The organism is Rohdeia mirabilis, from assembly GCA_007750655.1.
Classification (GTDB): Bacteria; Planctomycetota; UBA1135; order UBA1135.
The window spans coordinates 4943216-4954743 of sequence record CP036290.1; the positions used below are offsets into that span (position 1 = coordinate 4943216).

Consider the following 11528-nt stretch of genomic DNA (forward strand, 5'->3'; position numbering starts at 1 on the left):
GGACCTGGGTACTCGCGAGCCGAGTTCGCGAGCTCGCAGCCCCCGCGCGGTACGTGTCCAGCGACGCCATCCCCGCACCCGGTTGACGCGCCCGCCGCGCCGGTTCAGCTGCTTCGGTCCGCGGCCTCGCGCCGCCGCTCTTCCGCCCATGCCCACGGCGTCATCTTCTCGACGCCACACGCATTCGGATCGTCGATGCGATATGGCAGGTCCTCGAGATACCGCTCCACGTCGACGCCAGCGGCCTTCGCCGACAGCACGAGCGAAAACAGCCGGCACCCGACCTCGCTGCCGCGCTTGGCACCGAAGACGAGCCAGTTCTTCCGGCCCACCGCCAGGTGCCGCAGGTCGCGCTCTGCGTCGTTGTTGTGCAGCGGCACGCGCGGGTCTCTCGCGAAGACCGACAGCTCGCGGCGCTGATTGAAGAGGCACGCCACAGCCTTGCCCTGCCGCGACTTCGGCAGCGTCGAGCGGTCCTGTTCGAGACGACTCGCCTCGGCGTAGACCCTTTCGAGCACGCGCGTCGACAAGCGCGCGCGCACTTCTCCACGCAGCGCGAGCACGGCGACGCGCTCGAGCCCGTCGCGCTCGACGCGTCGCGCCACCGCGCGTTCGATCCGAAACAGCCGACCGATCTTCACGAGCAGCGGCGCGGCAGCGCCGCTGCCTGCATCGAGCGCTTCCTTCACGCCGCGCCGACCATGACTCCAGCACCCAGCGCGCACCAGGCCACCCGCCTCGACCGCCGCCGAGTATCCGCTGTAGCCGTCGCGCACGAGCACCGGACTGATGCCCTTCAAGAAATCGAGCGGCCCCGCGCGTCCGCGACTCTCTTTGAAATCGAGCGGCACCTTCTCGGCTCCCGCGCCCTTCACGCTGCGCCACAGCCAGACCCAGCCCTGCTTCGTGCCACGAGCACCTTCGCACTTCAGCGTCACTGGCGTCTCGTCGGACTGCAGCACCTCTTCGGCGCGCAGTTCCTCGCGCATCCGTTCGAGCACCGGCTGCGCGACGAGCTCGTCGAGTCGGACCATCAGGTCCCACATCGTCTGCCGCGCCAGCGGCACGCCGTGCCGCTTGAAGATGCCTTCGATGCGATTGAGAGGCTGGTGGTCCACGTACTTCGCCGTCGCCACGTGGGCGTAGGCCAAAGGCTCGTACTTTCCCTTCTCGATCACGCTGTGCGGCAGCGGCGCCGTCTTCGCCGTGTGACCGGCCGCGCAGGCGTACTTCGCGCGTTCGTAGCGCTTCACCACAAGCTTCGCCGGCACGATGTGCCCGGGCTCGCAGACGTCGAATCCGATCGACTGCATCAGCTCGCCGCAGTCGGGGCGCGTGCGCTCCGATTCCGGCAAGTCGACCGCGATGACCTCGCGTTCGAGATGCTCCGGGAAAGCCGAGCGGCCGTGGCCAGGCTTCTTCGCGCGACGCGTGTGCGTCGTGACTTCCGACGTCTCGGCAGTGGACGCAGTGGACGCTTCGCCATCGGCGAAGAGCCGCAGCTGTCCCGGCTCCAGCCGCTCGCTGCCGCGTCCGAAGAGGCCGCGCTTCAAGACCTCGAGCTGCTCACGCAGCAGCTTGTTCTCGCGCGACAGCGAATCGATCTGCTCCGACTGACGGCGCGTGAGCTCGACCAAGTCGGCTCCATCGATTGCGTTCTCCTCCTGCGTCGCGTCCACCACGGCGCGAAGGTAGGGCGCGCCCGGCTCACTACAAGACCTCGCGTGGATCGTGCCGTGTCCGAGTCTCCGCCGTGCACCCCGCAGGTCGATCCCGTCGAGCAGGAGCGCGAGATCGGTGCTCGACAGTTCGAAGTGCGAAGGGGTCTCGGTCACCCGATCGAAGACACGGAAGCGACCGTGCTCGAGTTGCTTCGACAGCACCCAGCAACCCGATCCGTCCCACACCAGCGCCTTCATCAGGTCGCGGCCCAATTGAAGAAGAGGAAGAGGTGCCCTGACTGCGGATCCTCGTCGATCACGTCGATCACCAGCGCCGACAGAGCGCTCGCGCCCTTGCGCATGTCCACCGCGCTGCGACCGACGAAGATCCGCACCGACTGCGAGGGCGGGAAGCTCAGCACGAGCGCAGCACCTCGAGGAGCCGGTGCAGCGTCGCCGCGTCGAAGTCGGGCGGCACTTCGATCGTGGGCGTCGGGTCGAAACGGATGCGGAGCGGCGGCGCGCTTCGCGCGCCATCGCGGAGCGCATCGGGCGTCGCGTCGATCACGCGCACCGGCGCGACGTTCGTCTCCTTGGCGCCGCTGTCCGACCTCACGCCGCGCTTCGCTCAGCGCCTTGCGTCGTAGAGCCTCCACGGCGCGAGCCCGCGGCGTCGGCACAGCGACGCGGTGCCCTCGCCGGTCCGTTCGAGCTCGGCTAGTAGCGCAGGCACTTCGTCGCGGCGGATCGGGCGAGAGGGCGAGGGCTGGGGACTCGTCTCGAGAGCGGTGTCCATGCGGTGAACATGCGACCGCCTCGAGCGCTCCGCCAGATGGCGTCACCGGACACGTACCCCGCGCGTCTTCAAGCTCGAAGCTCGAACGCCCCGCGTGTCCCCAAGTGAAGACCCCCTTCGTGGGAATCGTCGATCTAGCGACTCTGTAGTGCGCCTGGTCGGCAGTTGCCTCGATGCGTCGCTTGGCACGAGTCAGGCCCTCGCGAGTCACCTGCACACGCGCCAAGCGCTCGTTCAATAGTCGCTAGGGCGGTTCGAACGAAACCCGCTTTCGCAACAGCGCGGCGAACCACGCGCCGGAAACGTCAGTACATCGGCTAGCGTCTCTCACGACGCGTTCGTCGACCGGCGACGAACCAACCCAGAACAAATCGATTCGTGCGCGGAACGCCGCCGCCGCACTCTCCGCGCCCCCCCCCCCGAGGGGCTGACTTCGTGTCGGCCAAACAATTCATGCGAAAGACTGAGCTGTCCCTTGCCCTACTCACAACGCTCGCCGCAAGCAGCGCCCTCGCTGCACCACAGCAGTGGCCGCCCGATCCTGACCCCTGCAACGGTTGGACGCCACACGTGTCCACCGACCCCTTCTTCTGGGACGAGATGCAGGTCACGGTTCCGACTGAGCTGCAGAACTGGCTCTTCAACTGGGGAACCGCGCACGGCAACAGCACAACTGTGACGGTGGGTGACATCGAAGGCGCCGACGACGGCGACCTCAACATTGTCATCTACAACTCGAACGAAGCCGCACTGGCGGCGAGGCTGGACATCGACTGGGGAACGAAGTCCGTGACCGTGACGCCACTGTGGTTCTGGCTGAGCCCGTACGCATTGGATTCGGCGAACGGCGGCCTGGCAGGAAGTCCTCCGACTCCGAATCAGCGGAGCGGAACCGAGCTCACGGGGCCGATCATCCACGACTTCGACGGCGATGGGGAGAACGAGGTGCTGCTGCACGCTCAGGACTACCGGAGGATCTCGGGGACGTACGCCTGGCGCGACTCCCTGTACGTCCTCTCGAATCCGACGATCGCTGGGGGATATCCCGCCGGATCTGGCTCCTCGTCGAACGGGACGCAGGCCTGGAGCGGCACCTCGATCGCCCAGCCAACCGTCTACACGATCCCCGGTGGCGACACCTTCACCGGCGAGCAGAATCGTGGACTCGGCAATCGGGCCGGAGTGTGCAACGTCAGCGATGCCACAGACGACCCGCGAGACATCGTGTCTCACACCCACGATGCCGACACCTGCGGGGTCTGGCGCTTCGAGGACAATGGAACGACAAAAGAGATCGTCCTTCTCTACGCGTTCGACTATTACGGCACAAAGACCGAGTTGCCGACCGGGTACACAGTCAGCGATCGCCGGCCTACGCACGAGTTCAATTGGCTGGACTCAGATGGTGACGGATTCGACGAGTTCTTCATCGATGGCGAACTCGACTTCGTCGACGCCGACGTCAACGGTGACCCGGACCCGATAAACCAAGCGCACCCCAAGGCTGGTCGACAAGTCTGGATCACCCAGCAGATGACCTCGAACACTGGCCCCCTCCACGTGGACCAGATGTTCGCCGCCCGATGGGACGTCGCGTCGGCGCCCGGCGAACTCCAGGCCCTTGGCGTTCCCGAGTACCAGAAGGACACGCTCTACCGACTCCGTGACGCTTCGGCTCCGCGAGGCGCTCCGACGTCAGCGGACGAGAACACGGCGTCTCCCGTTGTCCATGGTCAGGGGATCGCGAGTGGAAACTTCTCGGTCGGGAACGACGGACTTGAGGCGCTCTTTTTCCCGAAGGAGCAGGTCGCGAACCCGGTCGTCGTTCCGCCTTCGCCCACAGGCGTGGGTGGAGTCGACGCTGGTGGCTACCTCACGAACGTGACCGGTGAGGACCTGCTCGCAATCGATGGAACCGTCTTCTACTACTGGGATCCAGGTAGTGGTGAGCCGTACAAGCGAGTCTCGACCGGTCCTTCACGCCGTGCGCTGCCGATTGACTTCGACGGCGACTACTCGCGCGACGAGGCCGTGAGCAATCCCTGGGACGCCCTAATCGTCTGGGCGTGTGGCTACAAGGGCGACGGCCTCCCGAGTTACTTCCCCACGCCGACGCAAATCGAGAACTTGAGCGCACCCTACCCGGACGCCTACTCGCCGTACGACCCGTTGAACCCGTCCGACGACGAGTGGCACTTCTTCTACCACGGCAAGGACGGCTCTGAGCGCCTCACCTGGGGCTGGAACAACGGTGGTCCGGGTCGGGGCTGGCACTTCTGGGAGAAGCTCGCCGAAACCTGGCCCCACGGCAATCGGCCCAACCCCTTCGTTTACGACCTCGGCAACGACCACCGTGAGGAGGTGCTCGCGCCCACACCGGACGGTCTCTACATCCTGTTCAACGAAGAGGCCTACTCCGGCTCGCCTCGGATGAGCCCGACGCGCTTCCTAGAGTACCGGCTCTGGCGACAGGACGTGATGAACCCTCCGTTCGTCTATCAGGACCTGCCGGAGATTGCCGAGCTGCGCATCACCCCTGAGACATCCGGTCTGGATTTCGCGAGTACGCGCCAGATGGCAGCGACCATCGTCCTCTCGAACGGAGGCACAGTCGACGTCACCGACCTGGTCTCGTGGAGCGTCGACCGGCAAGGTCTCGCCACGATCTCATCGGCTGGGATCTTGGCGAGCAAGTCGCTCAATGGAGCAGTCCGAGTCAATGCCTCGATCGACCTGGGCGACTCGCTGGTCGGTCTCGGTGGAGGATCCCTCGAGGCGGAACCCGCCTACGTGATGTGCACAAGTGCGACGAAGCCCGTGGTCATCCTCGCGGGCTACTCGACGACTCGGCTGGAGTCCGGCGTGAGCGGTTCCGTGCTCCGAGTGGAGGCACGAGTTGCCCAGCGCGACGGCGACGCCGTCGTCGTGGAGGCGACGAACGCCGATGGGACGCCTTGGGACCCGCTCGGGACCGGAACGCTGACGCTCCTCGACGACGGTGGCTCGGCTTCGGGTGACGACGTGGCCGGGGACGGCATCTACACCGCAAGCATCGTTCTGACCCCCACTGGAGGGCAGAACGGGCTGGTGCTCGGTGACAACCTGAAGGGTGTGCGCGCCTACCTCGCGGCCACCCCGAGCAACATCTCCAAGGCGTGGCCGTACCTGACGATCGGTGCGACGCAGACCTGGTTCGACATCACCGGGCCCTGCGTCGGGCTCGGCAGTGAGAACGACGGCCTCGCCGACGCGGACGTGCCCCACATCCGACAGGCAGGTTTCCGCGCGATTCCGGGCATCCGTGGAGCCAGCACCATCCTCTTCGTGGAGGCCGTGGTCGATCGGCCCACCTCGGACTCCGATGCCGCACTGACCGTCATCGCGGACTTCACGTCGGTGATCGGGGGCATCACGTTCCCGGTCGTGCTGACGGAGTCGACTCCGGGGGTCTTCAGCTACTTCGGCATCACGCCTCCGGCAGCTGCGAACGGCTCCTACCTGGTGGGGATCCGGGCGACGACCCCGGACCCGCTTCTGGGCGACAGCGACTGCTGGCCGCGACTCCGCATCCACCAGTAGCGCCCTGGGCAATGTAGCGGGGGCGACCCACCCGGGCCTGGCCTCGGTGGGTCGCCCCCCCGTACGTTCGACCATTCGCTTTGGCCGGCAATCGAGTGCGACGGTCTCGGGTGGCACCGGACGATCTCGCCAAGTGCGGAGCCTCTTCGGAGACACACTCGGCCAGACGCTCGCGGGCGAACACGGTGGGCATCGGGGCAGCGTCGGCACGATTCGTCCGTTCGCCGGGTACGCTCCCACGAGCCGCTCGGGGTTGCCACCGGCGGAGCCGACAACAGGAGTTCGACGACGAGCGCATGGACTACCGGGAATCACCCGCCGACACTGCCCCGGACGTGCGAGGCACGTGCCTCACCGTGGCAACCGCGATAGTGGTGACGCTAGCCGCCTACGGCGCGACACTCGGAGCGTGGTTCCACCCCATCGACGACGCGCTCCACATCGCTGGCGTGGTGGACGGGGTCTACCCCTCTCCGCACCTGCGCCCCGCGCACTTCGCGTGGAATCGCGCGCTCATGTGGGCTTTCGGTCTGGATGCGGGCGCCTGGCACGCCGCGAGTCTCGCGCTCCACGCCGTCACGGCGGTGCTAGTCGGAACGATCGCGCGCAGAGTCGGCCTCTCGCGCTCGAGTTCGGTCGTCGCCACGGCCGTGTTCGCATCGCTCTACGCACCCAACGAGGTGGTGGCCTGGGTCGCGGCCGCCTGCGGCCTTCTCTCGGTGTTCTTCGTCGCCCTGTGCGGGTGCGCGTGGATCGGGTACCTGTCCGCGCGCGGATCCGGCGTCCGTAGCTGGATCTGGTACGCCGTCGCCGTGGCCGCGCTCGTGGCTGCCACCGCCTCGAAGGAGGACAGCGTGCTGGCGGGCCCTCTCCTGTTCGGGATCCAGGTCGTGCGCGAGGGCTGGCGCAGCTCCCTGACGCCGAGGTCCCTCGCTGCGTACGTCCCCTTCGCCGTGGTCGGGGGCCTGTACCTTTCGCTCGCGTTCGATCCGAGCCTTTGGGCCGACCGGCCGGGTGTGGGCGGGTACGCGTTCACGTGGGGCCTGGTCCCGAGGGCCGCGGCGAACCTCGCGGTCCTGCCGTACCCGCGTCGGGTTCCGATGGACGACGCGCCAGGTTGGATGCTGTGGGCCGGCCTGGCGTTGATCGTCGGCGTGCTCGCCGTCGGATTGCGAGCCCGTAGTGACGAGGCCCGACAGTCACCGCGTGCTCTCGCACTGGGGCTCGTGCTCGCCCTCTTCGGACTGCTGCCGGTCCTGCCCGGCCCGTGGGGCGCCGTCGCTGCGTCGCGCTACTCCTATCCCAGCGTCGTCGGCGTCGCGCTAATGGCCGCTGCGTGCTTCCATTGGGGAGTGAGCGGGCGATCGTTCGTTCCCAGGGCGGCCGTGTTCCTCATGGCCCTCGGATGGGTCGCCCTGCACACGTGGTCGGTCCGTTCGACGCTCGCGTGGCGTTTCGTGCGTCCGAGCGTCGAATTCCAGAACCTGGTGGAGCAGACCTTTGAGACGCTCGAAGCGTCGCCCCGGGCGGCCGTGCTCTTCGTCGCTCCGCCGCTGTGGAACCCGCTCGACCACGAGCGGTCCGCCGTCGCGTTCGGCGAGCCCGGCCGCATTCACAGCGAACGCGTGGAGCTCGATGTCGCGGACCTCCATGCGGAACTCTCGGAGTGGTCGGAGCGAGGCTCGGTCGTGGTGTGGCTCGACGACGGGTGGACGCCGGTGCCGCTCGACCACACCGAGTTGCACGGCGCCGTCCTCGATGCGGCACGATCCGCGGCGAGCGACAACGAGGTCCATGGATCGCTCGGAGCCGTGCCTGCGACCTGGATGGAGCGAAGACCGCGATGACCGAGCCTGGTTCGCGCAGCGGCGGTCCCACACCCCGACGTGTCTCGGTCGTGATCCCGGCCCTGGACGAGGCCGCAGTCATCGGCGAGACGGTCCGTCAGGTGGTGCGATTCCTGGACGGGTGGGCCGATGCGTTCCAACTCGTGGTCGTCGACGACGGTTCGAGCGATGGGACGGCCGACGAGGTCGAGCGGGCCACCGACGACCCGCGCGTTGAGTTGTTGCGACACCCTGCGTGCCGCGGGAAGGGGGCCGCGATCCGCTCGGGAGTCGCTGCGTCCCGCTTGGACCACGTGCTGTTCACGGACGCGGACCTCTCGATGCCCATCGAAGAGCTGGAACGCGTGTGGGAGCTGCTGGAAAGTGCCGACGTGGTGGTGGCCTCGAAACGCTGCGGAGCCGCCGAGATCGACTACCCCCCACTGCGCCGACTCACGGGAGCTTTCGGTCAGATGCTGATCCACACGTTCGTCGTCCGCGGCATCTCCGACACCCAGGGCGGGTTCAAGCTGTTCCGGGGCGACGTCGCGCGCGCGCTGTTCCGCGTTCAACGCCTCGACGGTTTCGGGTTCGACTTCGAGGTCCTGTACCTCGCGCGGCGCTACGGCTGGCGCGTCACGGAGACGCCGTTCCGAGGGCGCCACCGCATCGGGGGCTCCATCACGCTGCGCAGCTACCTGCGGACACTCGGCGAAGTGGGGCGCGTGGTCGCGGCGAAGGTCCTGCGTCGCTACCCGGCCGCGCCTCCGAGCGGGGCCCCGGATCCCGTCGACACGATTGCGACTTCCTGAACCTCCGGCCGGCACCTGGGTCCGATTCGGGACCTCCGTCGCCCTGGCCGATCGCCGCCGCCCCCCGCGCGGCTAGCATCACGGGCCATGCGACGCATCTGCGTGCTCAACCAGAAGGGCGGGGTCGGCAAGACCACCACCGCCGTCAACCTCGGTGCCGCCCTGGCCCGGGCCGGACGGCGCGTGGTGCTCGTGGACCTGGACCCCCAGGGCAACCTCTCGACGCACCTGTCGGTCGAGGTCGGGTCCGAGGAACCGTCGAGCTACTCCGTCCTGATCGGCGAGCACACCCTCGACCAGGCGGCGCGCTCGACCGCCATCCGCGGCCTGCGCGTGGTCCCGACCGGCATCGACCTGTCGGGCGCCGAGATGGAGATGGCGTCGTTCGACGAGCGCGAGTTCGTGATGCGCCGCGCGGTCGACCGCTTCGAGTCCGACTCCTACGCCAAGGTCGGCGCCGCGCCCGCGGAGTACGTGATCTTCGACTGCCCGCCGTCGCTGGGTCTGTTGTCGCTCAACGCGCTCGTCGCGAGCCGCGAGGTCTTCGTCGCGCTGCAGACCGAGTTCCTCGCGCTGCAGGGCATGACGCGCCTGCTGGAGGTCGTGAACCTGGTGAAGGGCGAGCTCAACCCCGGCCTCAAGGTGACGGGCATCGTTCCGTGCCTGTACGACAACCGGCTGCGGTTGGCGCGCGAGATCCTGGGCGAGCTGCGCAGCTACTTCCCGGCCCAGGTCTTCAACCGCGCGATCGCGACGACGGTGAAGCTGGCCGAGGCGCCGAGCTTCGGGCAGTCGATCTTCGACTACGCGCCGGACTCGACGGGCGCCCAGCACTACGCCGAGCTGGCCGAGGAAGTGGTCGCCCAGGAACGTCGCCCGGTGCAGCACGGCGCCGAGGAGAACCTGCTGGTGCCGCACGAAGGTGGCGACGAAGTCGAGACCGAGTCGAAGGAACGGAACAGCGCCGACGAGAAGCCGCGTCAGGACGTCGGGCACGCCCGCTAACGTCGGCGTGCGCGAACGTGCGCGCCGACGATCGAACGCCCCGGGGACCTGCGGGCACACCGGCGGCCCGCAGGGAGCGAGTGGGATGCGGCGGTCGCGGTGATCCGCGGGCGCCACCGAGTCCGAGGTACCCTCCCCCCGTGCAGCGCCTCTACTTCGACCACAACGCCACCTCGCCCCTGCGACCCGAAGCCCGGGCGGAACTCGAGCGCTGGCTCGACGCGGGACTCGGCAATCCCTCCAGCGTGCACGGGTCCGGACGGCGCGCGCGCTCGGTGATCGACGAGGCGCGCGAACGGGTGGCGGCGGCTCTGGGCGTGCGCGAGGGCGAAGTGGTCTTCACGTCGGGCGGGACCGAAGCGATCGGACTCGCGCTGCGCGGGGCGGCGGCGAAACTCGCGCCGGGGACCGCGCTGGCGACGACGACCATCGAACACGCGGCGGTGCTCGAGCACCTGCGCGCCTTGCGGGACGGCGGGCATCCGCTGCTCGAACTCGATGTCGACGGCGAAGGACGACTCGACGTCGAGCGCGCGGCGCGGGCCTGTGCCGAGCTGGGCGCTGGCCTGCTCTCGGTCGGCGTCGCGAACAACGAGATCGGCGTGGTGCAGGACCTCGCCGGTCTGCGCGCCGCCCTCGAGCGCGCGGGCGTGCGACCGGTCGTGCACACCGACGCGGTCCAGGCCCTCGGGCGCCTGCCGATCGACCTCGAGCAGTGGGGCGCACAGCTCGCGACCTTCTCCGCGCACAAGGTCGGCGGTCCGGTGGGGGTAGGAGTGCTCGTGGCCCGCGGAGGTGCGGCGCTCGAACCGGTGGCGGTGGGCGGGGGGCAGGAGATGGGCTTTCGCGCGGGGACCGAGAGCGCGGCCGCGATCGCAGCGGCGGGGGTGGCGATCGAACTGGCCGTGGCCGAGCGCGCGGCCTACGCCGAACGGGTCGAGGGGCTGGCGCGGCGCCTGTGGGCGGGGCTCGAAGCGGGCCTGGTGGGGGCGCGGCTGCTCGGGCCGGCCTTCGAGGCGCCAGACGCCCGCCCCGCGCGCCTTCCCAACACCGTCAACGTGCTCACGGACCAGGGCGGCGACCTGCTGTTGGCGCGACTCGACCTCGAGGGCGTGGAGGCGAGCGCCGGTTCGGCCTGTGCCAGCGGGTCGATCGAGCCTTCGCACGTGCTGCTCGCCCTCGGACTGGACGAGTCGGGGGCGCGACGGGGGCTGCGCCTCTCCCTGGGCCCGGACACCACCGCCCACGACGTGGAGCAACTTGTGGATATCGTGTGCAGAACCTGCGCCAGCCTTGTGGAGAAACAGGGCACAACCGGTGGAGCGGTTGGGGGTCCGTGAATGCCTCGAAAGGCCGTTGACCCCCCCTGTGGACAGCCGTCTAATCGCCCCCCGCCTCGAGCGCGTCACGACGCTTCGACAGAGCCACGGGCCGCCCGCCCCGCACGACCACCAGGCCGCCGCAAACCACGCGCAGGCCGCCACTTCGGTCGTCACCCGCTCCCTCGCGTCCGCCCCCTCGAGCCGGCCCGACCGCACCCTCACCGGCCGCCCGACCAGGGCCTGACGGACCCCTTCGAACCACCGTTCGAAGCACGTTTGAATGCCGGTTGGTGCCCTGTTCGGCCCCCGTTGTCCACAGGCTTCCCCACGCCCTCGCCGGCCGTGGAGAACCGCGGCGCGCCGGGGGGCCGATGCGCCTGCTCGTGCCGCCGCTCGCCCCGCCTCCACAGGGTCGCGGCCCACCCCTCCCGCTCGCCTCCGACCCCCCAGCGTCCGTTCCTCCACCCCCCTCCGCGCCGGTCCGCCACCGGAACGGAGTCGGAGAGAGCGACGCCGCCACGACGCCC

At 68.9% G+C, this 11528-nt stretch carries 8 protein-coding genes; 5 read left to right on the forward strand and 3 right to left on the reverse strand.

Annotated elements, in window-relative coordinates; genetic code table 11:
• Positions 1-104 precede the first annotated feature (104 nt).
• Genes tnpC through Pla163_RS18500 form a run of 3 tightly spaced genes read right to left on the reverse strand, consistent with a single transcriptional unit; the run spans position 105 to position 2277 of the window.
• The gene (gene tnpC, locus Pla163_RS18490; RefSeq protein WP_145192239.1) at positions 105-1919 is read right to left on the reverse strand and encodes an IS66 family transposase; all 1815 of its coding nucleotides are present in this window, start codon (positions 1917-1919) and stop codon (positions 105-107) included.
• Positions 1919-2083, reverse strand: a complete 165-nt coding sequence (tnpB, locus tag Pla163_RS18495; protein WP_145192243.1) for an IS66 family insertion sequence element accessory protein TnpB — start codon at positions 2081-2083, stop codon at positions 1919-1921. Before tnpB ends, tnpC begins: the two co-directional genes overlap by 1 nt.
• Positions 2077-2277, reverse strand: a complete 201-nt coding sequence (locus tag Pla163_RS18500) for a hypothetical protein (protein WP_145192246.1) — start codon at positions 2275-2277, stop codon at positions 2077-2079. Before Pla163_RS18500 ends, tnpB begins: the two co-directional genes overlap by 7 nt.
• Before the next feature lie 750 nt (positions 2278-3027).
• Between Pla163_RS18500 and Pla163_RS18505 the strand changes: the two genes are divergently transcribed.
• The 5 genes from Pla163_RS18505 (at position 3028) to Pla163_RS18525 (ending at position 11019) form a co-directional block, all read left to right on the forward strand.
• Positions 3028-6036 carry a hypothetical protein gene (locus Pla163_RS18505; RefSeq protein WP_145192249.1) on the forward strand — a complete coding sequence of 1003 codons (3009 nt, stop codon included), beginning with the start codon at positions 3028-3030 and terminating at the stop codon, positions 6034-6036.
• A 374-nt stretch (positions 6037-6410) separates the two neighbouring features.
• Positions 6411-7883 (forward strand): hypothetical protein, encoded by a 1473-nt coding sequence (locus Pla163_RS18510; RefSeq protein WP_145192252.1) that lies wholly within the window; start codon positions 6411-6413, stop codon positions 7881-7883.
• Positions 7880-8674 (forward strand): glycosyltransferase, encoded by a 795-nt coding sequence (locus Pla163_RS18515; RefSeq protein WP_145192255.1) that lies wholly within the window; start codon positions 7880-7882, stop codon positions 8672-8674. Before Pla163_RS18510 ends, Pla163_RS18515 begins: the two co-directional genes overlap by 4 nt.
• 87 nt (positions 8675-8761) lie before the next feature.
• Positions 8762-9679 carry a ParA family protein gene (locus Pla163_RS18520; RefSeq protein ID WP_145192258.1) on the forward strand — a complete coding sequence of 306 codons (918 nt, stop codon included), beginning with the start codon at positions 8762-8764 and terminating at the stop codon, positions 9677-9679.
• A gap of 140 nt (positions 9680-9819) precedes the next feature.
• Positions 9820-11019 carry a cysteine desulfurase family protein gene (locus Pla163_RS18525; protein WP_145192261.1) on the forward strand — a complete coding sequence of 400 codons (1200 nt, stop codon included), beginning with the start codon at positions 9820-9822 and terminating at the stop codon, positions 11017-11019.
• The last annotated feature ends 509 nt before the right edge of the window (positions 11020-11528 follow it).

Excerpts from the sequence above, each read along its gene's own strand:
- tnpC (WP_145192239.1), bottom strand. The coding sequence starts at position 1,919 with ATGAAGGCGCTGGTGTGGGACGGATCGGGTTGCTGGGTGCTGTCGAAG.
- Pla163_RS18520 (WP_145192258.1), top strand. The coding sequence starts at position 8,762 with ATGCGACGCATCTGCGTGCTCAACCAGAAGGGCGGGGTCGGCAAGACC.
- Pla163_RS18515 (WP_145192255.1), top strand. The coding sequence starts at position 7,880 with ATGACCGAGCCTGGTTCGCGCAGCGGCGGTCCCACACCCCGACGTGTC.